Source organism: Streptomyces yongxingensis (assembly GCF_055597465.1).
The window spans coordinates 2,716,533-2,738,218 of the sequence record NZ_CM145717.1 but is presented as its reverse complement, the minus strand read 5'-3'; the positions used below and the strand labels follow the sequence as shown (position 1 = coordinate 2,738,218).

Genomic DNA, 21,686 nt, shown 5'->3' with positions numbered 1-21,686 from the left:
CGGGATGAGCGCGGCGGAACCGGACCGGATGAGCACGGCGGAACCGGTCGCACTCGGCCTGCCCGCCGTGCCGGGCAGGCCCCTCGCACCACGCCGGGTCTCACGCCGCCTCCAGGTCGGGTCGGTGGCGGTGGGTGGCGACGCGCCGATCTCGGTGCAGTCGATGACGACGACGGTGACGGCGGACATCGGTGCGACGTTGCAGCAGATCGCGGAGTTGACGGCGTCGGGGTGCCAGATCGTGCGGGTGGCGTGTCCGTCGCAGGATGACGCGGACGCGTTGCCGGTGATCGCGAAGAAGTCGCAGATTCCGGTGATCGCCGACATTCATTTCCAGCCGAAGTACGTGTTCGCGGCGATTGATGCCGGGTGTGCGGCGGTGCGGGTGAATCCGGGGAACATCCGGCAGTTCGACGACAAGGTCAAGGAGATCGCGAAGGCGGCGTCGGACGCGGGTGTGCCGATTCGTATCGGGGTGAACGCGGGGTCGTTGGACAAGCGGTTGCTGGAGAAGTACGGCAAGGCCACGCCGGAGGCGCTGGTGGAGTCGGCGCTGTGGGAGTGTTCGCTGTTCGAGGAGCACGGTTTCCGGGATATCAAGATCTCGGTGAAGCACAACGATCCGGTGGTGATGGTCAACGCCTATCGTCAGTTGGCCGCTCAGTGTGACTATCCGCTGCATCTGGGTGTGACGGAGGCGGGTCCGGCGTTCCAGGGGACGATCAAGTCGGCGGTGGCGTTCGGTGCGCTGTTGAGTGAGGGGATCGGGGACACGATCCGGGTGTCGCTGTCGGCGCCTCCGGCCGAGGAGGTCAAGGTCGGGATCCAGATTCTGGAGTCGCTGAATCTGCGGCAGCGGCGGCTGGAGATCGTCTCGTGTCCGTCGTGCGGCCGGGCGCAGGTGGATGTGTACAAGCTCGCGGACCAGGTCACGGCCGGTCTGGAGGGCATGGAGGTTCCGCTGCGGGTGGCGGTCATGGGGTGTGTGGTGAACGGTCCGGGTGAGGCGCGGGAAGCGGATCTGGGGGTGGCGTCAGGCAACGGCAAGGGGCAGATCTTCGTCAAGGGCGAGGTCATCAAGACCGTGCCGGAGTCGAAGATCGTGGAGACCCTGATCGACGAGGCCATGAACATCGCGCGGCGCATGGAGGACGAGGGGGTCCCGACGGGTACTCCGGACGTCACTGTGAGCTGATACACCGAGGAGGGGAACCGACCGTGCCGTTGCTGGAGAACATCCGGGGCCCGCACGACCTCAAGGCGCTGACCGGTGAGGAACTGGCCGCGCTCGCCCAGGAGATCAGGGAGTTCCTGATCGACGCGGTGGCCAGGACCGGGGGCCATCTGGGACCGAACCTCGGCGTGGTCGAGCTGTCCATAGCCCTGCACCGCGTCTTCGACTCGCCCGCCGATCGCATCCTGTGGGACACCGGCCACCAGTCCTACGTCCACAAACTGCTCACCGGCCGCCAGGACTTCTCCAAGCTCCGCCACAAGGGCGGGCTGTCCGGCTATCCGTCACGGGCCGAATCCGAGCACGACATCATCGAGAACAGCCATGCCTCCACCGTGCTGGGCTGGGCCGACGGCCTCGCCAAGGCCAATGAGGTGCACGGCCGCACCGACCATGTGGTGGCCGTCATCGGGGACGGGGCGCTGACCGGCGGTATGGCCTGGGAAGCGCTCAACAACATCGCCGCCGCCCCGGACCGGCCGCTGGTCATCGTCGTCAACGACAACGAGCGCTCCTACTCGCCGACCATCGGCGGGCTCGCCAACCACCTCGCCACCCTGCGCACCACCGACGGCTACGAGCGCTTCCTGGCCTGGGGCAAGGACGTGCTGCAGCGCACCCCCGTGGTCGGCCAGCCGCTGTACGGATCGCTGCACGGCGCCAAGAAGGGCTTCAAGGACGCCTTCGCGCCGCAGGGCATGTTCGAGGACCTGGGGCTGAAGTACGTCGGCCCCATCGACGGGCATGACACCGAGGCGGTCGAGTCGGCCCTGCGCCGCGCCAAGCGGTTCCACGGCCCGGTCCTCGTCCACTGCCTCACCGAGAAGGGGCGGGGCTACCGGCCCGCGCTGGAGGACGAGGCGGATCGTTTCCACACCGTGGCCGCGATGGACCCGCTCACCTGCGCGCCCCTGACCCCCTCCGGCGGCCGCTCGTGGACCTCGGTGTTCGGCGAGGAGATGGTGCGGATCGGCGCCGAGCGGCCCGATGTGGTCGCCCTCACCGCCGCGATGCTGCACCCCGTGGGCCTCGCCGGCTTCGCCGAGGCGTATCCCGAGCGGGTGTGGGACGTGGGCATCGCCGAGCAGCACGCGGCGGTCTCGGCGGCCGGGCTCGCCACCGGCGGGCTCCACCCGGTCCTCGCCGTCTACGCCACCTTCCTCAACCGCGCCTTCGACCAGCTGCTCATGGATGTCGCCCTGCACCGATGCGGGGTGACCTTCGTCCTGGACCGGGCCGGTGTCACTGGCACCGACGGGCCGAGCCACAACGGCATGTGGGACATGTCCGTGCTCCAGGTGGTGCCGGGGCTGCGGATCGCCGCCCCGCGCGACGCCGACCAGCTCCGTGCCCAGCTGCGCGAGGCGATCGACGTGGACGACGCCCCGACCGTCATCCGCTTCCCCAAGGAGTCGGTGGGGGAGCCGATTCCGGCGATCGACCGGGTGGGCGGGATGGACGTCCTGCGCCGGGGCGAGGACGTGCTCCTCGTGGCGGCCGGGGTCATGGCCCCCGTCGCGCTGCGCGCCGCCGAGCTGCTGGCCGGGCGCGGCATCGGCTGCACGGTGGTGGATCCGCGCTGGGTCAAGCCCGTCGACCCCGAGCTGCCCGGACTCGCGGCGCGCCACCGGCTGGTGGCGGTCGTGGAGGACAATGTGCGCACCGGCGGAGTGGGCGCGGCGGTCGCCCAGACCCTGCGGGACACCGAAGTCGACCTGCCGGTGCGGACGTTCGGCATCCCCGAGGCGTTCCTGGCCCATGCCAAGCGCGGTGAGGTGCTCGCCGACATCGGGCTCACCCCCGCCGAGATCGCGGGCCGGATCGGGGCGGCCCTGACCCGTGTCGAGGCGGCCCACCCGGAGCGGGCGAGCGCCGCTGCCGGGGCCCGTACCGCCGCCAAGGAGAGCCAGGCATGACAGCAGCCGAGCAGCAGCAGCGGCGTTCGGGCTTCGACCTCGGGAAGCTGCTGGCCGAGCGCGCGTCGGAGCGGTACGACCTGCACACCCGGCACCTGAACCACCAGTTGCCCCGGATGCTGCGCACCATCGGGTTCGACAAGGTCTACGAGCGGGCCGAGGGCGCGTACTTCTGGGACGACGAGGGCCAGGACTACCTCGACATGCTCGCCGGTTTCGGGGTGATGGGCCTGGGCCGCCACCACCCCGTGGTCCGCAAGGCGCTGCACGACGTCCTGGACGCCGACCTGGCCGATCTGACCCGCTTCGACTGCCAGCCGCTGCCCGGTCTGCTGGCCGAGCGGCTGCTGACCCACGCCCCCCATCTGGACCGGGTCTTCTTCGGCAACAGCGGCACCGAGGCCGTCGAGACGGCCCTGAAGTTCGCCCGCTACGCCACCCGCAAGCCCCGCGTCCTGTACTGCGCCCACGCCTTCCACGGGCTGACCACCGGCTCGCTGTCGGTCAACGGGGAGGACGGCTTCCGCAGGGGGTTCGCCCCGCTGCTGCCCGACACCCCGATCGAGATGGGTGACCTCGACGCGCTGGAGCGGGAGCTGGCGCGCGGGGACGTGGCGGGGTTCGTGGTGGAGCCCATCCAGGGCAAGGGGGTGCACGAGGCCCCGCCCGGCTTTCTGCGCGCCGCGCAGGAGCTGCTCCACCGCCACAAGGCCCTGCTCATCGCGGACGAGGTACAGACCGGACTCGGCCGCACCGGGGACTTCTTCGCCTACCAACACGAGGACGGCGTCGAACCGGATCTGGTCTGCGTGGCCAAGGCCCTCTCCGGAGGCTATGTGCCGGTCGGCGCGACCCTCGGCAAGGACTGGATCTTCAAAAAGGTCTATTCGTCGATGGACCGGGTGCTGGTCCACTCGGCCAGCTTCGGCTCCAACGCCCAGGCCATGGCGGCCGGGCTCGCCGTCCTCGCCGTCATGGAGGACGAGGAGGTCGTGGCCAACGCCCGCCGCACCGGTGAGCTGCTGCGCGACCGCCTCGCCGCGCTGGTGGACCGCTACGAGCTGCTGCACGACGTCCGCGGCCGGGGGCTGATGATCGGCATCGAGTTCGGCAGACCCAGCTCACTGGGGCTGCGCGGCCGGTGGGCGATGCTCCAGGCGGCGCGCAAGGGGCTGTTCGCGCAGATGGTCGTCGTCCCGCTGCTGCGGCGCCATCGCATCCTCACCCAGGTGTCCGGCGACCATCTGGAGGTCATTAAGCTGATCCCGCCGCTGATCATCGGCGAGCGGGAAGTGGACCGTTTCGTCGAGGCGTTCACAGCGGTCATGGACGACGCACACGACGGCGGCGGCCTGATCTGGGACTTCGGCCGGACGCTCGTCAAACAGGCGGTGGCAGGCCGCTGACCGATGGGGGACCCGGCATGATCGACGCGACCGCCGTACGGGCCGTGAACACGATGACGGCGAGGTGGGCGCGGGCGGCCGTGGCGGACGACGGCACGGCCTTCGCCGCCACCGGGGTCTGGCCACTGCTCGCCCTGCTCGCCGGCGGCGCCGACGGCCCGGCCCGTCAGGAGCTGGAGGGCGCGCTGGGCGTCGGCGCGGACGGGGCGACGGCGCTCGGCGGGCGGCTGCTCGGGGCGCTGGACGCCATGGACGGTGTCCACGCGGCCACCGGGCTGTGGACCCGTCAGGACCTGCCGGTCCGGCCCGAGTGGGAGGCCGCGCTGCCCCCGGGCGTACGCTCCACGCTGACCGGGGACGCCGAGCGCGACCGCGAGGAGCTGGACGGCTGGGCGTCCCGGCGCACCCGGGGCGCGATCGCCGAGATGCCGGTGCCGCTCACCCCCGACACCCGGCTGGTGCTGGCCGGAGCGCTCACGGTGGAGACGGCCTGGCTCCAGCCCTTCCAGCCGGGCTGGCTGAGGCCGATGAGCGGACCCTGGCGGGACCGGTCGCTGGCCGGGCTCACCCGCTCCACGGACGACCTCGACGGGGTGCTGCGGGTCGTCCCCGACACCCCGGCCGGTCCGCTCACCCTGTCCGGGGTCGCGGGCGGCAACGGGCTGGATGTGCATCTGGTCCTCGGCGCCGAGGACGCTCCGGGCGGCGAGGTGCTGGAGGCCGGGATCGGCGCGGTGGCCGGGCGGTACGAGGGATGGCCCGGCTCGGCGCTGCCGCCGGGCGAGGCCGGGCCCGGGGTCCGGGTGGGGGAGGTCCCGAGCTGGGATCCCACACCCCGGGCGACGCTCGCCACCCCGCAGTTCACCGTGACGGCGCGGCACGATCTGCTGCGCCGGGCCGCGCTGTTCGGGCTGCGTGCCGCCCAGGACACCACGCGCGGCCACTTCCCGGGGATCAGCCCCGCCGCGCTGGCACTGTCCTCGGCGGAGCAGTCCATGACCGCCTCGTTCAGCGCCGAGGGCTTCCTCGCCGCGGCGGTGACCGCGTTCGCCATGGCGCCCGGTTCGGCGCCGCCGCAGCGGACGGCGAAGCTGATCAGCGTGCGGTACGAGCGGCCGTTCGGCTTCCTGGCCGTGCACCGCGCCACCGGGCTGGTGCTGACGGCGGGCTGGGTCACCGAGCCGGAGGCCGGGGCCGACACCATGTGGTGAGGCCGCGGCCGTTCAGCACCCGAAGCCCCTCAGCCCATGAGCCCTTCCCGTCCGGAGCGGGGCCGTCAGCCCGTGAGCAGCCGTTCCCGGAGCCGGTCGCGCTGCTCGGGGGCGAGGCCGAGCCCCTCGGCGAGATAGCGCTCGGTGCCGCCCCAGGTCTCCTCGATGGTCCTGAAGGCCGCCGCCAGATATTCGGCGCGCGCGTCGAACAGCGGCAGCAGCAGCTCCATGACCTCGGGGGACATGGGGTCGGAGCCGTCCCCCGGAGCGCCCTTGCGCCAGATCTTGTAGCGCCGGTGGGCGGCGGCCGACTCGAGGTAGTCGGCCTCGATGGCCTCCTGGCCGACGCCGAGGGCCAGCAGGGTCACCGCGATGGACAGCCCCGCCCGGTCCTTGCCCGCCGAACAGTGCATCAGCACCGGTGAGCTGTCCTCGGCCATGTCGCGGAGGATCCGGCCGTGCTCGACGAGCCGGGTGGTGATGATGGAACGGTAGGAGCCGATCATGCGCTTCTCGGCCCGGCCCTCGGCGAGCAGCTCGCGCAGGGTGCCCAGATCGCCCTCGCGGACCATCCTCCAGAACCCGGCGCCGTCGGCCGGGTCGGACAGCGGCAGATTGACGTTGCGGACCCCGCGGAGCGTGACGTCCGGGCCCTCCAGCTTGATGTCGGCGGCGTTGCGGAAGTCGAAGACGGTGTGCAGGCCGAGCGAGTCGAGATAGGCCGTGTCCGCCTCGGTGGCATGGGCGAGATGGCCGCTGCGGAACAGCACACCGGGCCGTACGCGGCGGCCGTCGGCAGCCGGCAGTCCACCGAGATCACGGAAATTGCGTACCCCCACCAGCCGGGTTTCGGCCTGGGGGACCTGCGGCGACTGCGACTGCTGCGTCACGGGCTCTCCTTCACCATCGGCCGCCGACGCGGCTCGTCGACGAGGCGGCTGAAGCTGACCATACGACATGGGTGCACCGGGCAATCGGTCTCGTGAGGGTGCGGGCATTGCCGCACCGCCCGCCCTCCCCGATCATGTTGACACCTGTGGAGAATTGGGGAGTGCGATGATCGAAACCGGTGGAAGCGGTCGGCTCTGGGTGCTCTCGGGGCGGCACAGTAGCTATGCCCTGCACCTCACCGACCGTGATGAGCTGCTCCATCTCCACTGGGGGCCGAGGATCGCGGTCGAGGACGCCGAGGCCCTCGCCGCCGAGCCGGGGCCGCCGGACTGGCCGTTCGAATCACCGCTGGACGGGCGCGAGGAGTACCCCGTGGAGGGCGGCCCGCGCTTCGCCCGCCCCGCCCTGTCCGTGCACGCCGGGGGCGTACGCGGCACCGAGTGGCGCTTCGACGGCGGCACCGTCCTCGACCCCGGCACCGGTGAGGAACTGCGGCTGCGCTTCCACGATCCGCTGCCCCACCTCGACATCACCCTCCACTACCGGATGCGGGACGACGGCGATGTCATCGAGCGCTGGACCACCCTCGCCCACACCGGCGCCGCCGGGCGGGAGCCGGTGGAGCTGCTGCGCGCCGACTCCGCCGCCTGGTCGCTCCCGGCGCGCGACCGCTGGCGGCTGTCCCATCTGCACGGCCGCTGGGCCGCCGAGAGCCGGCTCGCCCGCACCGAGCTCACCCCGGGCGAGAAGGTGATCGGCAGCCGCCGGGGTCACACGAGCCATCACCATCTGCCCTGGATCGCCCTGGACGGCGGGGAGGCCACCGAGGAGAGCGGCGAGGTGCACAGCTGCGCGCTCGCCTGGTCCGGGGCCTGGCGGATCGCCGTCCAACTGCTGGGCGACGGCGCCGTCCAGGCGGTCGGCGGAGTCGGCCACGACGACGCGGGCCAGCTGCTCCTCGCGCCCGGCGAGTCCTTCACCACCCCCGTCTTCGCGGGGCTGTGGACCGACGGCGGCTTCGGGGCCGCGAGCCGCGCCTGGCACGCCTGGCAGCTCGCGCATGTGGTCCCCGGCGCCGACCGGTCCCGGCCGGTGCTCTACAACTCCTGGGAGGCCACCGAGTTCGAGGTGAGCGAGGAGCAGCAGCGCTCGCTCGCGCGGCTGGCCGCCGACATGGGCGTCGAGCTGTTCGTCGTGGACGACGGCTGGTTCGGGGCCCGCACCAGCGACCGGGCCGGGCTCGGCGACTGGACGCCCAACCCGGACCGCTTTCCGCACGGGCTGAAGCCGCTGGCCGACGAGGTGCACGCGCTCGGGATGCGGTTCGGCATCTGGGTCGAGCCGGAGATGGTCAACCCCGACAGCGACCTCTACCGCGCCCACCCCGACTGGGTGCAGCACCACCCCGGCCGGGCCCGCACCGAGTTCCGCAACCAGCTCGTGCTCAACCTCGCCCGCCCCGAGGTGCGCGGGTATCTGTGGGAGCGGCTGGACACCCTGCTGAGCGGCGCGCCCATCGACTATGTGAAATGGGACTTCAACCGCTCCTTCTCGGACGCCGGCTGGCCCGGCGACCCCTATCCGCGGCGGCTGTGGATCGACCACGTACGCGGGCTGTACGAGCTGCTGGAGCGGCTGCGCGCCGCCCACCCCGGGGTCGCCTTCGAGTCCTGCTCGGGCGGCGGCGGCCGGATCGACCTCGGCGTCCTGGGCCTGACCGACCAGGTGTGGACCTCGGACAACACCGATCCGCTGGACCGGCTGGCCATCCAGCACGGCTTCGGTCAGCTCCACCCGGCCCGGGTGATGGCCGCCTGGGTCACCGACAGCCCCAACGCCATGGGCAACGCCCGGGTCAGCTCGCTGCGCTTCCGCTTCGTCAGCGCGATGGCCGGGGTGCTGGGCGTCGGCGGCGATCTGACCCGCTGGAGCGAGGCCGAACTCGCCGAGGCCCGCGACTGGGTGGCGCTCTACAAGCGGGTGCGCCCGGTCGTCCAGCACGGTGAGCTGTACCGGCTGCGGCCGCCGGAGGGTGACGGGCTCAGCGCCGTGCAGTACGTCCGGGGCGAGGAGACCGTCGTACTGGCCTGGCTCCAGGCGCAGCACTACGGCCGGCCGCAGCCCCCGCTGCGGCTGCGCGGGCTCGACCCGGCGGCCACGTACCGGGACCTGGAGACCGGGGAGGTGCACCGGGGAGCGGTGCTCGCTCACCGTGGCCTGCGCACCGGGCTGAGCGGCGACCTGGACGCCGCCGTATTCCACCTTCGCCGAAACTGACCAGGTGGGATAGATCACCCCACGTCAAGCCCTGGTTACGGTGGCGTAAGTCACGCCATCGGGTGAATGATGTCCCGACGTGGCAGACGATAAGGAGAGATTCAGCAACGGTTCCATCGGGTCGTACGCAGCCGTCGGCGACAGCTTCACCGAGGGCGTCGGCGACCCCGGCCCTGACGGGGTGTTCGTCGGCTGGGCCGACCGGCTCGCCGTCCTGCTGTCCGACCAACGACCCCACGACGATTTCCGCTACGCCAATCTGGCCGTACGCGGTCGACTCCTTGACCAGATCGTGGCCGAGCAGGTGGCCCGCGCCATCGAACTCGGCCCCGATCTGGTCACCTTCTGCGCGGGTGGCAATGACATCCTGCGCCCGGGCAGCGACCCCGACGATGTGGCCGAGCGCTACGAAGCGGCCGTCGCCGACCTCCGGGCGCGGGTGGGCACGGTGCTGCTGTGCACCGGCTTCGACACCAGAGGGGTACCGGTGCTGCGCCATCTGCGGGGCAAGATCGCCACGTATACGGCGCATGTGCGGGCGATCGCCGACCGCCACGGCTGCCCGGTGCTCGACCTGTGGTCGCTGCGCTCGGTGCAGGACCGCCGGGCCTGGGACGCCGACCGGCTGCACCTGTCGCCGGACGGGCATACCCGGGTCGCGCTGCGGGCCGGTCAGGTGCTCGGCCTCGACGTCCCCGCCGACCCCGATCAGCCCTGGCCCCCGGAGGGGCAGCGCACCGCGGCCGAGGTGCGCCGGGACAACATCCACTGGGCGCGCGAATACCTGGTGCCCTGGATCGGCCGACGGCTGCGCGGAGAGTCCTCGGGTGACCATGTGGAGCCCAAGCGGCCGGATCTGCTGCCGCTGCGGCCCTGAACGATGAACGATCCGTGACCCGAAGCGGTCCCGGAGGAATAGGGGCAGACCCCCGTTGGCGCCCCGAGGCTGACCGCCCGGCGCGCTGTCGCTGCCCCTATTCCCTCGGCACCGCTCGTCCGTCGTGTCGTCGCCGCAGGGCCGCTAGACCGCCAGATAGGCCCAGACAGCGCGGCCCGCGCCGCCCTGGTTCGGCCTGACCCCCCATGCCTCCGACATGGCCTCCACCAGCATCAGCCCGCGGCCGCCCTCCTGGTCCGCGCTCACCGACCGGGCCTCCGGCACCGTGCGCGCACAGCCCTGGTCGGCCACCTCCAGCCGCAGCCGGGTGCCTATGAGCTGGAGTGAGCAGCGAACGTCCTCGCTGGAGGTGTGCCGCACCGCGTTGGTGAAGAGCTCGGAGACGATCAACTCCGCGCTGTCCCGGGTGTCCTGGTCGATGCCCCATGAGCCCAGCCGCCGGACGACATGCCTTCTCGCCTCGGCGGCGGACGTGCTCAGCGCCGGCAGACGAAACACGTCGTGGCGGGGCGGAGCGACCACGGTGCCGCCGCGCCCTAACCGGAGAGCCTCATAGGAAGGAGCCACGCCGACACTATGCTCTGTCACACTCGCGTATGGCAAGGTTCAATCTGTAAATTACAGAATCGCAAGCGCAGGCTGTTCGGAATGCTGAGCCCATGCCAGACTGCTGTGTCGTGAAGGTACTTGGAGGGGGACGGTAGTGGCGGATGCGCGGGCGGGCGGAGCCCCGACCGTCCTGCGAGTCGTGCTCGGCAAACGGCTCCAGGACCTTCGGGAGAAGGCCGGGCTGTCGTTCGAACAGGCCGGGCGCGCCCTGGACGTCACCCATGCCACGATCCGGCGGATGGAGAAGGCCGAGGTCGGCCTGAAGCTCCCGTACGTCGAGAAGCTGCTGCGGACGTACGGCGTCACCGACCCCGAGGAGGTCGAGGGGTTCCTCTCCCTCGCGCGCGAGGCCAACAAGGCCGGCTGGTGGCACCGGTTCCGGGACGTCCTGCCGGAGTGGTTCAACACCTTCGTCAGTCTGGAGGTCGAGGCCAATCTGATCCGGGCCTACGAGCCGCACTACATCCCCGGGTTGCTGCAGACCGAGGACTACGCCCGCGCGGTGCTCCGTGCGGGCATGCCGCATGCGCCCGAGTCGGAGATCGAGCGCAACGTAGCCCTCCGCATGGAGCGCCAGGCGCTGCTCACCCGGGACAACCCGCCGATGCTCTGGGTGGTCATGGACGAGACGGTGGTGCGCCGCCCCATCGGCGGCGCCGAGACCATGCGTGCCCAGATCGCGCGGCTCATCGAGGAGGCCGAGGCCCCTCATATCCGGCTACAGGTCATGCCGTTCGACGCCGGTCCGCACCCGGCGATGTACGGCCCCTTCCATATCTTCCGGTTCCCGATCCCGGAGCTGCCCGATATCGCGTACACGGAGACGCTCGTCAGCGGCTCCTACTTCGACCAGCGCGATGACGTATCGGCGTTCCTGGAGGCCCTGGACCGGATGTGCGCGCAGGCCGCGCCTGCACAGACGACTCAGGCGATTCTGAGTCGCATTCGCAAGGAGATCTGAACGATGGATCGCATATGCGGGAATCGCGTCTACAGCGGGATGCCGGCGAGGGACCTCGGCAGCGAGGGCTGGCACAAGCCGTGGAGCGGTGGCAATGGGGGAAGCTGCGTCGAGGCGATGAGACTGACGGACGGGCGGGTGGCGCTGCGCCAGTCGACCGATCCGGACGGACCGGCCCTGATCTACACGCATCTGGAGATGAAACGCTTCATACAGAGCGCGAAGGCCGGGGACGCGGACTTTCTGTTTCTGTGACGTCCTCCGGGACGTCGGGTTCTGTGACGCTCATCGTGCCCAGGGGGATCGAGGGGGAAACAGTGTGACCGACCGACCATGAAGTGACCGGCGGGGGCGGCGCCGGGACGCGTTCCAGCACACCGCCCGCGAACACGTCGTACAGCGGAAGCGACTCCAGGTGCACATAGCCGATGTGGCAGTCGCAGACGGCCAGCGGACACCGGCGGGGCCGTAGCGCCGCACGGTACGACCCGTCGTAGAGATTGCCCAGTTCCGCAGGGACGAAATGGCAGCGGCGCACCGTGCCGTCGCCGTCCACCGAGATCACCGAGGCGCCGGTCCGGCATGGCAGACCGGCGCTTCGGTGCGGATGGCGGCTGTAGCCGAAGAGCGGGTCCAGCGCGGTCCACTCGGCCGCCTCGGCGTCGGTGTAGGTATGGCCCTCGGCCGCGTTCACCCACAGATACACCCGCTCGGGCAGGTCGGCGCGCAGTCTGCGGGCCTGGTCCAGATGGGCGGGCAGCCCCACGATGCCGACGCTGTGGCGCACCCCGCGCGCGGCCAGCTCCCGGCACTTGGCGAGGAACCGGTCGTACGGCGTCTGGTCCGGGTGGTAGGTGCACCACAGGGCGAGGGCGGCGGGGTCGGCCTCGGCCGTCCAGCCGGTCCGGCAGCTCAGATTGGTCTGGATGGCGACCCGCGCGACGTGCGGCAGATGGCTGAGCTCGATGAGCGCCCGGCGGTACCAGGAGCGCACCAGCCCCTCGCCCCACGGGGTGAACAGCACCGACAGCCGGTCGCCGGTCTGCTCCGCCGCCCAGGCCGTGAACCGCTCCAGCGCGGCGCGGTCGGCACGCAGCCGCTCTGGGCTGTCCCGGCGCTTGGCGAACGGGCAGTACGGACAGTCGTAGTCGCACGAGGCGAGCGGACCCCGGTACAGAATGGTCAAGTCCATGCCCGCGCCCCTCACTTCAAGTCGTAGGCGGCCATGGCGGCGCGCACGGCGGGCGAGAACAGCTCGGGGCCGAGCGCGTCGGAGTGTGCCAGCCCCTCGGGGGACAGCCGCAGCCGTCCGGGGGCCGCGTCCGGGTCCAGCCAGCCGCGGGCCGAGAACCGGGCCAGCTCGGCGGGGAAGTCCTCGGCGGGATCGGTGCCGAACCGGGCCCGGTACTCCGCCGCCTCCATCCCCTCGGCCTGGAGGACGGACTGCAGCAGATGGCGCCGGCGGGCCTCGTCGCCGGTCATCCACCGGCCGTGCTCGGCGCGCGCGAAGTCGGCCGCGGGCCGGGAGACGTAGTCGTCGACGATGCCGCGGATCTCCCGCATGTCGACCGCGTAGTCGAACGAGTAGTGCAGGGCGGAGGTGTAGGAGCGGGCGCCGCAGCCGAGGCCGACCATGCCGTCCGTCTGGCAGGCGTGGTCCTCCCCGCCGGTGGCGGGCGCGCCCGGGGCGCGGAACATCCGCATCGAGACCTGCTCATAGCCGTGGGCGAGCAGATGGTCGCGGCCCGCGCGGTACAGCCGCAGCCGCCGCTCGTCCCACTCCCGGTCCCACTCCGCCTCCGGCTCCCTGGCCTCCTTGCGGCCGAGCCCGGTCAGCGGGCGGACATAGAGGGGGTAGAGATACAGCTCCTCCGGGCGCCAGGCCAGGGCGGCGTCCAGGGAATGGCGCCAGCTCTCCTCGGTCTGACCGTCGATGCCGTAGATCAGATCGATGTTGAGCACCGGAATGCCCGCCTCCCGGATCCGGCTCAGCGCCGCCTCCACATCGGCCCGGCGCTGCGGCCGCACCGCCGAGCGCGCCTCCGCCTCGACGAAGCTCTGCACCCCCAGGCTCAGCCGGGTGGTGCCGCGCCCGGCCAGCACCGCGAGCCGGTCGGCCGTGGCGGTGGCCGGGGACGCCTCGACCGAGAGCGGCACCGCGGCCAGGTCCGCGCCCATCCCCTTCTCGGCGATGTCGCAGAGCCGCTCCAGCTCGGCTGCCTCCAGGAACGTCGGGGTGCCGCCGCCGAACGCCGCGGCGGCGAACCGGGCCTCCTCGCCGAGCGCCTCGCGCACCGCCCCCGCCTGCCGCTCCAGCGCGTCCAGATAGGCGGTCACCAGCCCCTCGGGGGCGCCGATCCGGGTGAAGAGGTTGCAGAAGCCGCAGCGGACCTCGCAGAAGGGGATGTGCAGATACAGCGACAGCGTGTCCTTCGGCTCGGCCGCCCACAGCTCGCGCAGCGCGGGGCGCTCCACGAGCGGCCGGTAGGCGGTCTTGTGCGGATAGGCGTAGACATACGACTGGTAGGGGCGGACGGTGGAGCCGAGCGTGCTGATGTTCATCGGGCCTCGAGGAAGAAGTGGGTGTACGGCACGGTCCAGACGACCTCATGGCCGAGCCGGTGGCCGGTGTAGCCGTCGTCTCCGTACGCGGTGCCGTGGTCGGAGCAGACGATCGCGAAGGCGGGACCGCGGCCGCTCAGGGCGGCCAGCAGCCGGTCGACATGGCGGTCGACGTACTCCAGGGCCGCGGCGTGGGTGGCGCGGGTGTCGCCCGCCTCGCGGGTGGCGCCGGGCAGATGGAACCAGTTGGGCTGGTGCAGCGCCGAGACATTGACGAAGAGGAACAGCCGGCGGGCGGGGTCCAGACCGGCGATCACCTTCTCGGCGCGGTCGATCTGCGCCTCGAAGGAGGTGGGGGAGGTGACGCCGAACTCCGGCTCCCAGTGGCTCTCCTGGAAGTAGCCGGGCAGCACCGAGCCCAGCGGCCCCCGCCGGTTGAAGAAGCCGACCCCGCCGACGCACACCGTGTGGTACCCGGCCGCCGCGAGCCCCGACACCAGATCGGGAGTCTCGAAGACATAGGTGCCCGCCGCGGTGGTCTCGCTGCCCGCGAAGCGGGCCGCGAACAGCCGGCGGTGCGGTCCGGGGGCGGCCGGGGTCGGCAGGAAGCCCGCGAACATCGCCTGGTGGGAGGCGTAGGTGAAGCTGCCGGGGGCGTGCCGCTCGTCCCAGACGCCACCCGGCATCCGGGCGCTGAGGTGCGGCGTCCGCCCGGCGGCCGCCAGTTCGGCCGCCACGTCGTAGCGCAGGGTGTCGAGGGTGAGCAGCAGCAGATCGTGGCTGCCCACCACCTCGTTCATATCGGGCTCAGACAGTGGCATCGTGGTGGGCCTCCTTCCGGACGCGCGGCACGGCGGCGACCTGGGCCGCGTAGGTGTCAAGACCCTCCGCGCCGCTGCCGGGCAGACCGGTCAGCCGGGGCAGCAGATCGCCGAAGGCGTTGACCTCACCGACGGCGAACCGCCGCCACCCCGGGCCGGGCAGCAGATCCACCCCGACGCACAGGGTGCGCGGGAAGCGCTCCGCCGCCCGCTCCGCGGTGCCCAGCACCTCGCTCCAGGCCACCCCGGCCGCCTCCGCCGCCGAGCGGGCGGCGGCCAGATCGCCGCGCACCCCGCCGAGATGGAGATTGGTCATGGGGGAGCGGCTGGTGCGCACCACGGCATGGGTGGCCCGACCGCCCACCACCACGACCCGCAGATCGGCCACCCGCTTGTCCTGGGTGGCCTTGGGCAGCCAGCGCTCGATGTGCAGCCCGTCCGGCGCCAGGGTGTCGATGATCGCGGCGACCTCCGCCTCGCTGTCGTACCGCCGCACCCGCAGCGAGTTGAACAGCCGGCCGTCCTCCGTGCGCTCCACGGAGGTGGTGGCCCGCACCCGGCCGGGGCCCGCCGTCTCCACGGCGAGCACCCCGGACGCGGACGAGCCGTGGGCCAGTTTCACGAAGGCGCGCCGCAGCCCCGAGGTGCCGAGCGCCGCGCGCACATCGTCCCAGCCGCGCACCGGCGGAGCCTGCGGCCCGGAGGTCGGCGAGGGCGGGACCGGGACCCCCGCGCCGTCCAGCACCCCGTGGCACAGCCGCTTGTCGAACAGGACGGCCAGCTCGCCGGGGTCGTTCAGCAGCGTGGCCCCGGCCGTGCGCGCCGCGGCCGCGACGCCCCGGACGGCCTCGGTGAACCGCGCGTACCAGCGGCCGGTGCCCTCGACCCGGGTGGGATCGGAGGCGCCGCGCAGCAGCCACTCCACCTCCTCGTCCTCGCCCGGCGAGTCGATCCGCACGGTCTCGGCGGGCTCGAACGCGGCGCCGTCGGTCAGCACATCGCGCCAGGCCAGCACCCGGGGCGCGGGCAGTCCGGCGGCCACGGCGGCGGCGGTGAACATCTCCACCCGGCGGCCGCCCGGATTGCCGACCACGGCGAAGCGGGGACCTTCCCGGTCGGGTTCTCGGTGTGGCATGGGCATCACTCGGAGACGGCCGTGTAGCGGAACACTTCGCCCTCGTCCTCGTCCTGGTCGCCCTTCTCGGACATCACGACCTTCACCCCGGACGGCTCCAGGGCCTCCCGCAGCCGCTGCTCCATGGGCGCGGAGAAGTAGTTGTGGTCCAGATCGATCCACTTCAGATGGGTGAGCGGCTGGCCGTCGAGCAGCGCCGCCGCGCCCTCGTCGGTGAGGACGCCCATGGACAGGTCGAGGCATTCGAGCTGGGCGACCACGGGGGCCGCCGCCAGGGCGGCGGCGATCTCGTCCTGGATCTCGCTGTTCTGCACGCCCAGGTGGCGCAGGGCGGGGAACCGGCCGCCGCTGAGGATCGGGGCGAGGTCGGCGACGGTGGCCTCGCCCCCGTACTCCTCCACACCGAGCCACATCTCCAGGCGCTCGAGCGCGGGAAGGTCGCTGGCGGCGACGCCGCGCACCACCGCGCCGGGCAGCCCGCCCGTCTCGAAGCGGAGCGTGCGCAGGTTGGCGTGGGCGACGGCGGGGAAGGACAGCCCGTTCCCACCGCGGACGCCCAGCTCGCGCAGGCCGGGGTAGGCGTGGAGGACCGGTGTCACATCGGACTGCTCGATCCAGGAGATCTCCGACTCCTCCGCGGTGATGTCGCCGATGAAGACCGCCTCCAGCGAGGTCAGCCGGTCCTTGGCCATGAGGAGCTGCTCGATGGCGTCGTCGGCGTCGCCCTCGTAGGTCTCGCCCCACATACCGATGATCAGCGCTCGCACCCGTGAGGGGGCCACCGTGGTCAGGAAGCGCTGGAAACGCCCGTCGAAGCCGCCCTCCTCCTCGTCGATATAGGGGTTGTAGGAGATCCGCCAGGCGACGGTGTCCGCCTCGGGAAGTACGACCTCCTGGTCGGGCAGGGGGAAGTCGAAGGCCGGAAGGCCGTGCAGTTCGTCCAGGTGGTCGACCGACATGGGCGGTATCTCCTGATGTGTTCGCGTGGGCGGACCTGATATGGATCTGATTCCGAATGGCGTGCGAAGAGTTGTACCAAGCGCCACCGACAGCCGCCCCGGCGGGCGTTGACGGGGGGGGCGCCCACGGCGCCGCTGCCGGGCCGTGCCGCCGGGCGGCGTTGTCGGTGCCTCCCCCTAACGTCATGACCATCGACCGGCCCCCGCGGTGCGCGGAGGGTCCAACAGGGCTGCGGTGAAAGGGAATTGGCATGTACCGACAGGGCGACGTCCTGATCGTTCCGGTGGCCGCGGAGGCGCTGCCGCAGGGCATCGACGCGCTGCCGCGGCAGCCGAGGGACGGTCGGGGCCGGCTGGTGCTGGCGCTCGGCGAGGTGACCGGGCACGCCCATGCGGTGGTCGGGCCGGGCACGCTGGTGCGCGAATCGGGCCCGTTCGGCGTCTCGTACCTCCATCTCCCCGACGGCGGGCGGGTGGTGCACGAGGAGCACGCCGCGATACCGCTGCCCAAGGGCTGGTACCGCGTGGTGCGCCAGCGGGAGTACGTGCCGGGCGCCGTGCGCGTCGTGGCGGACTGAGAGCGGGGGAGCGGAGCGATGACGACGGCGACGGCGAATGTGATGGCGACAGTGGTGGAGACCGGCATGAGTGGTGTGGACGCGCTCGCGGACGAGGACCGGGCGGCGCGCTGGCGCGCGGTCGCGGCCGCCGCCGGCCCGGCCGACCGCGAGGCGGCCGAGGCGGGCCTCCGCCGCGCCTATGAGCGGGCCGGGCTCACCGCGCCCGAGCGGATCGTCTGGGCCGGTTCCCCGCTGGCGGCCACGGCGGCCGTGATGCTGCTGACCGGGCAGGAGGAGCGGCTGCACCGGGAGGCCGCCGAGCGGGCGGCGGAACTGCTGCGGGCGGCCGGGGTCGAGCCGGTCGCGGGCGGCGTGGGCGCCTCGGTGCGGGAGGCCGTGCGCACCCACCCCTGGGCGCGCGCCAGGCAGCGGCTCCATGACGCACTGGGCCCGGCCGGCTGGGCCGGGCGGTGGGCGCTCGCGGCGGCGCCGCTGTGGGAGGTCACCCGCGCCCTCACCGAGCGCGTCCGCACCGGGATCGTCGAGGCCCTGGCGCCGGACCCGGACTCGGACCGGGGCACGGCCGTCCGGCTCGCCCTGCTGGACGCGGTGCTGGGCCAGCACGACGCGCCCTGGCTGGCCGCCGTGGCGGACGAGGTGGAATCCGACCCGCTGGCCGGTCTCGCCGCGGTCGCCCGCGCGGCCGGCTGGTGGTGGCCGTACGAGAAGGCGGTGATCGTGGCGGAGCGTCCGGCCGAGCTGCACCGCGACGAGGCGGGCCGTCTCGACCGCGGCGACGGTCCCGCGCTCGCCTTCCCCGACGGCTTCGCGCTGTACGCCTGGCGGGGCATGCCGGTGCCCGCGGCCTTCCTCCAGCAGCTCGGCGAGCTGACCCCGGACCGCATCCGCGAGGAGGAGAACGCGGAGCTGCGCCGGGTGATGCTGGAGCACTACGGCTATGAGCGCTATCTCGACGAGTCCGGGGCCCGGCCGGTGCACCGCGACGAGACCGGGGTCCTGTGGCGCATCGAGCTGGCCGGGGACGAGCCGGTGGCGATGGTCGAGGTGGTCAACTCCACGCCGGAGCCGGACGGTACGCACCGCACGTACTGGTTGCGCGTGCCGCCCCGGGTCCGGACCGCCCGCGAGGGCGTCGCCTGGACCTTCGGGGTGGACGCCGACACCTATCGCCCCGAGCGCGAGACCTGATCCCGCGCGTGGCCCCCGGCCTCGAGCGAGGGCCGGTTCCCGGATCCCTACTCGGTTCCCACGCCGGCCAGGATCTTCGCCGTGCCTTCGGGGGCCTCCACCTGGAAGTGGTGGCTGCCCAGGTCGACGAGGACGATGTCGAAGCGGTCCCCGTAGCGGTCGATCGCTTCCTGCGTCACCAGGTCACGTATCGCGAACACGGTGATCGGCTGCTTTGTCTCGCGCAGCGCCGCGTCCATGTCCCAATGCACCAGACCCTCGATGGAACGCAGACCCGCGGGCTGCCGCACCGCGACCATCTTCTCGAAGTACGCATCCTTGAGAGCCGTGCTGGTCCCGGCCGGCGAACCTCCCTCGACGAGGCCCCGCACCGCTCCGGCGAAGTCCTCACGGAACATGTGCAGCATCGCGTCGGTCTGTTCTTCGCTCAGCGCCGGGAACAGGGACAGGTAGTGCAGCGCGTCGAGTGCGACCACATGAGAGACCGTGGCAGGGAGCAGCCGGCCGACTTCGACGGCGACCGCCCCGCCGAGGGAGTGCCCGGCCACGACGCACGTGTCCACCGACTCGGCTTCCAGTACTGCCGCCACGTCGCGGGCGAACTCCTCCATGGTCCAGACGTCCCGCGTCGACCGCGACTCGCCATGCTCGGCGAGGTCGATCGCGAGAACGCGGTAGTCCTCGGGCAGATGGTCGGTCACCGCGTCGAAGTCGCCGCGGTCGCACCCCCAGCCGTGGATGAGAGCCAGAGTCGGCCCTCCGGCGGGACCGCCGGCCGTGTACCGGATCGTCGTGTGGTCCGATCGCCGCACCTCAAGGGTCTTCCTGGGCCTGCTTGTCGTGGTCACGGTGTCTCCTCGTTCCGCATTGTGGAATGCCGTATCGGTTGGTGGATGAAAAGGGCGGTCGCGGGATCCTCTGCCGTTGGGCGGCCCGTCATCCGCACGGGGCCATGACGTCGCGGCGCCGCGCCCGTACCCGGTTCAGGGGCAGGACGAGGACGGAGAAGGCGATCATCGCGATCGCCATCGCGTAGCTCTCGGCGGCGGTCCTCAGCCCCAGGGCGGTGACCGCGATTCCCCCGAGTACGGCGGGCACGCTGTTTCCCAGATAGGCGATGACGTTCGCCAGCGCGAAGACCGCGCTGCGCTCGTGCGGCTCGGCGACCCGGGCGAAGGTGCCGAACGTCGCCAGCACCGACGCACCGAGGGCGAGGCCCGCGACGACGGTGCCGACGGCGGCAAGCCAGGTGAGGTTCTCCGCTATTCCGGCGAGTGATATCAGGGTGCCGAGCCCGAGCAGTGCGGACGAGGGCGTCAGCAGCGAGGACGCGGGCCGGGAGCGGAGCAGGAAGACCGCGAGCGCGCCGGTGCCCGTCAGGAGCGTCACGACGACGCCGCCGACCAGATGGCTGTGCAGCCCCAGCAATTTGGCCGCGACGGACGGGCCGAGCGAGAGGTACATCCCGGCCAGGGCCCAGCCCGCGATCATCGCCGGCACCACCGGGAGGATGTCCGCGCGCAGATGCGCGGGCATGGCGACCCGCGGACGCAGGGATGCGACGGCTCCCGGCCGACGGGGAGACGTCTCCGGCAGGACGGCGACGGCCACCGCCGCCAGCACCATTCCGCCGAACAGCAGTGCGTAGACCAGCCGGGTCGGGGCGGGGCCGAACTCCACCAGCACACCGGAGCCGAGAGCGCCGAGAGTGAGCCCGGTCAGGGGGGACACCGAGGTGACGGTGCCCGCGCGCCCACGGGCGTGCGGCGGTTCGAGGTCGACGAGGGTGGCGCTCAGGGTGGTCGTCGCCGCCCCGGTGGCGATGCCCTGCAGCACCCGGGCGGCGGCCAGGACGACCACGTTCCCGGCGGTGAGGAACAGCGCGAGCGCGACCATCTCCAGGCCGATCGCCGCGGCGAGCACCAGCCGGCGGCCGAGATGGTCCGACAGCGCTCCGACCACGAGCAGCGAGCCCAGCAGGCCGACCACATAGAGGGCGAAGACGAGGGTCAGCACCCACGCCGCGAACTGCCATTGCTGCTGGTAGATCACATAGAGCGGGGACGGTGCGCTGGAGGCGGCCAGGAAGAGGACAAAGGTGGCGGCCACGGAGCGGAATGCACCCTTCCGTGGCATGTGGCGCGGATCGCCGACGGGCGGTGCGGCGGTGACGGCGGATTCAATAGGCATGTACGGCCTCGCAGTGAACTTTGCGTTAGTGGCCTCAAGGTACCACTAACGCACTGATCGCTGCGCTAAAAAAGCAGCGATCAGTGCGATACTGATGGCATGCCCGCTACGACTTCCTCCGTGCCCCGCGCCGGCAGCCGGCCCGGCGGCCGCTCCGCCCGCATCCGCGCGGCCGTCCACCGGGCCGTCAAGGAGTTGCTTACCGACGAGGCCGACGAACTGCTGACGATCCCGGTCGTGGCCGCCCGGGCGGGCGTGCACGCCACCACGGTCTACCGTCGCTGGGGCTCCGTCGGCGACCTGCTCGCCGACGTCGCGACCAGCCGCTTCTCCGGTGGCATCGTGGTGCCGGACACCGGAAGTCTCCGCGGTGACCTGGAACGCTATGCGTCCGACCTCGCCAAGGACCTCAACGACCCGGACACCCTCCCTCTGGTGCGCGCCACCATCGGCGCGGCCGGGGAGCAGGGCGCCGGCGCGTGCACCGGAGAACGTCAGCAGCAGCTCCAGGCCATGCTCGATCGGGAACGCGCCCGGGGTAATTGGGTCCCGACCGTCGAACGCGCCACCGAGGCTCTGCTCGCCCCCCTTTATTACCGGGCCGTCTTCACCGACCAGGCCCCCACTGCCGAATGGGCGCGCACCCTCGTGTCACACCTGCTGCCGGACTGATGAAACCGGCACCACCACGGCCTCGGCGCCTTTCTTCCGGCATCCCGCGATTGTCCGCTCTTCCGGTCATCCCGTGATGTCCGCCCTTTTGCTCGTCCCCGCACAAAGGTTTGGTCTATACCTTGACTGGTATAGACCAAACCGCTTGAGTGTCCCTCAGAGTTCCAGGGCCCCC

20 protein-coding genes are annotated in these 21,686 nt (G+C 72.0%); 11 read left to right on the top strand and 9 right to left on the bottom strand.

Translation table 11 applies throughout. The features are described from left to right. Window positions 1-28 precede the first annotated feature (28 nt). The 4 genes from ispG to ACZ6TD_RS11475 are packed head-to-tail and all read left to right on the top strand — an operon-like array spanning window position 29 to window position 5,767. Window positions 29-1,195, top strand: coding sequence for a flavodoxin-dependent (E)-4-hydroxy-3-methylbut-2-enyl-diphosphate synthase (ispG, locus tag ACZ6TD_RS11490; protein WP_471357651.1), 1,167 nt, complete (start codon window positions 29-31; stop codon window positions 1,193-1,195). 23 nt (window positions 1,196-1,218) lie between these two features. Further along, entirely contained in the window at window positions 1,219-3,150 is a 1,932-nt protein-coding gene (gene dxs / locus ACZ6TD_RS11485) for a 1-deoxy-D-xylulose-5-phosphate synthase (RefSeq protein WP_471353146.1), read from the top strand. Beyond that, the gene (locus ACZ6TD_RS11480; protein WP_471353144.1) at window positions 3,147-4,556 is read left to right on the top strand and encodes an aspartate aminotransferase family protein; all 1,410 of its coding nucleotides are present in this window, start codon (window positions 3,147-3,149) and stop codon (window positions 4,554-4,556) included. The genes dxs and ACZ6TD_RS11480 overlap by 4 nt, the downstream gene beginning before the upstream one ends. A gap of 17 nt (window positions 4,557-4,573) precedes the next feature. Then, complete coding sequence (locus tag ACZ6TD_RS11475; protein WP_471353142.1) at window positions 4,574-5,767, top strand: serpin family protein; 1,194 nt, start codon at window positions 4,574-4,576, stop codon at window positions 5,765-5,767. Between the two features lie 65 nt (window positions 5,768-5,832). On the opposite strand, the gene ACZ6TD_RS11470 is transcribed toward ACZ6TD_RS11475, so the two are convergent. Next, window positions 5,833-6,657 carry a tyrosine-protein phosphatase gene (locus ACZ6TD_RS11470; protein ID WP_471353140.1) on the bottom strand — a complete coding sequence of 275 codons (825 nt, stop codon included), beginning with the start codon at window positions 6,655-6,657 and terminating at the stop codon, window positions 5,833-5,835. A gap of 166 nt (window positions 6,658-6,823) precedes the next feature. Between ACZ6TD_RS11470 and ACZ6TD_RS11465 the strand changes: the two genes are divergently transcribed. Together ACZ6TD_RS11465 and ACZ6TD_RS11460 are read left to right on the top strand one after the other, a co-directional pair. Continuing rightward, on the top strand, window positions 6,824-8,935 hold the full coding sequence (locus tag ACZ6TD_RS11465) for an alpha-galactosidase (protein WP_471353138.1): 2,112 nt from the start codon (window positions 6,824-6,826) through the stop codon (window positions 8,933-8,935). A gap of 79 nt (window positions 8,936-9,014) precedes the next feature. After that, complete coding sequence (locus ACZ6TD_RS11460) at window positions 9,015-9,812, top strand: SGNH/GDSL hydrolase family protein (protein WP_037961648.1); 798 nt, start codon at window positions 9,015-9,017, stop codon at window positions 9,810-9,812. Window positions 9,813-9,956: 144 nt separating this feature from the next. On the opposite strand, the gene ACZ6TD_RS11455 is transcribed toward ACZ6TD_RS11460, so the two are convergent. Further along, entirely contained in the window at window positions 9,957-10,400 is a 444-nt protein-coding gene (locus tag ACZ6TD_RS11455) for an ATP-binding protein (RefSeq protein ID WP_471353136.1), read from the bottom strand. Window positions 10,401-10,536: 136 nt separating this feature from the next. Here ACZ6TD_RS11455 and ACZ6TD_RS11450 point away from each other — a divergent pair, with 136 nt between their 5' ends. Together ACZ6TD_RS11450 and ACZ6TD_RS11445 are read left to right on the top strand one after the other, a co-directional pair. Next, window positions 10,537-11,403, top strand: coding sequence for a helix-turn-helix domain-containing protein (locus ACZ6TD_RS11450; RefSeq protein ID WP_037961647.1), 867 nt, complete (start codon window positions 10,537-10,539; stop codon window positions 11,401-11,403). A 3-nt stretch (window positions 11,404-11,406) separates the two neighbouring features. Further along, window positions 11,407-11,658 carry a DUF397 domain-containing protein gene (locus ACZ6TD_RS11445; protein ID WP_470007338.1) on the top strand — a complete coding sequence of 84 codons (252 nt, stop codon included), beginning with the start codon at window positions 11,407-11,409 and terminating at the stop codon, window positions 11,656-11,658. On the opposite strand, the gene ACZ6TD_RS11440 is transcribed toward ACZ6TD_RS11445, so the two are convergent. From ACZ6TD_RS11440 to ACZ6TD_RS11420, 5 genes are read right to left on the bottom strand one after another with little or no spacing between them, the layout of a single operon-like run. Further along, on the bottom strand, window positions 11,612-12,595 hold the full coding sequence (locus ACZ6TD_RS11440; RefSeq protein WP_471353134.1) for an STM4011 family radical SAM protein: 984 nt from the start codon (window positions 12,593-12,595) through the stop codon (window positions 11,612-11,614). The two genes, ACZ6TD_RS11445 and ACZ6TD_RS11440, sit on opposite strands and share 47 nt — an antisense overlap. Window positions 12,596-12,606: 11 nt before the next feature. Further along, the gene (locus tag ACZ6TD_RS11435; protein ID WP_471353132.1) at window positions 12,607-13,965 is read right to left on the bottom strand and encodes an STM4012 family radical SAM protein; all 1,359 of its coding nucleotides are present in this window, start codon (window positions 13,963-13,965) and stop codon (window positions 12,607-12,609) included. Continuing rightward, complete coding sequence (locus ACZ6TD_RS11430) at window positions 13,962-14,765, bottom strand: STM4013/SEN3800 family hydrolase (protein ID WP_471357648.1); 804 nt, start codon at window positions 14,763-14,765, stop codon at window positions 13,962-13,964. The genes ACZ6TD_RS11435 and ACZ6TD_RS11430 overlap by 4 nt, the downstream gene beginning before the upstream one ends. Window positions 14,766-14,772: 7 nt before the next feature. Continuing rightward, window positions 14,773-15,921, bottom strand: coding sequence for an STM4014 family protein (locus ACZ6TD_RS11425; RefSeq protein WP_471353130.1), 1,149 nt, complete (start codon window positions 15,919-15,921; stop codon window positions 14,773-14,775). 5 nt (window positions 15,922-15,926) lie between these two features. Then, window positions 15,927-16,880 (bottom strand): STM4015 family protein, encoded by a 954-nt coding sequence (locus tag ACZ6TD_RS11420; protein ID WP_471353128.1) that lies wholly within the window; start codon window positions 16,878-16,880, stop codon window positions 15,927-15,929. Between the two features lie 251 nt (window positions 16,881-17,131). Here ACZ6TD_RS11420 and ACZ6TD_RS11415 point away from each other — a divergent pair, with 251 nt between their 5' ends. Both ACZ6TD_RS11415 and ACZ6TD_RS11410 read left to right on the top strand, forming a co-directional pair. Further along, on the top strand, window positions 17,132-17,458 hold the full coding sequence (locus tag ACZ6TD_RS11415) for a hypothetical protein (RefSeq protein WP_137968229.1): 327 nt from the start codon (window positions 17,132-17,134) through the stop codon (window positions 17,456-17,458). Window positions 17,459-17,524: 66 nt separating this feature from the next. Beyond that, entirely contained in the window at window positions 17,525-18,649 is a 1,125-nt protein-coding gene (locus tag ACZ6TD_RS11410) for a DUF6745 domain-containing protein (RefSeq protein ID WP_471357645.1), read from the top strand. 47 nt (window positions 18,650-18,696) lie between these two features. On the opposite strand, the gene ACZ6TD_RS11405 is transcribed toward ACZ6TD_RS11410, so the two are convergent. Together ACZ6TD_RS11405 and ACZ6TD_RS11400 are read right to left on the bottom strand one after the other, a co-directional pair. Further along, window positions 18,697-19,497, bottom strand: coding sequence for an alpha/beta fold hydrolase (locus ACZ6TD_RS11405; RefSeq protein WP_471353126.1), 801 nt, complete (start codon window positions 19,495-19,497; stop codon window positions 18,697-18,699). Between the two features lie 88 nt (window positions 19,498-19,585). Continuing rightward, a complete protein-coding gene (locus ACZ6TD_RS11400) occupies window positions 19,586-20,758 on the bottom strand; it encodes an MFS transporter (protein WP_471353124.1) in 1,173 nt (390 codons plus the stop codon). Between the two features lie 180 nt (window positions 20,759-20,938). Here ACZ6TD_RS11400 and ACZ6TD_RS11395 point away from each other — a divergent pair, with 180 nt between their 5' ends. After that, window positions 20,939-21,511, top strand: a complete 573-nt coding sequence (locus tag ACZ6TD_RS11395) for a TetR-like C-terminal domain-containing protein (RefSeq protein WP_471353122.1) — start codon at window positions 20,939-20,941, stop codon at window positions 21,509-21,511. Window positions 21,512-21,686: the final 175 nt, after the last annotated feature.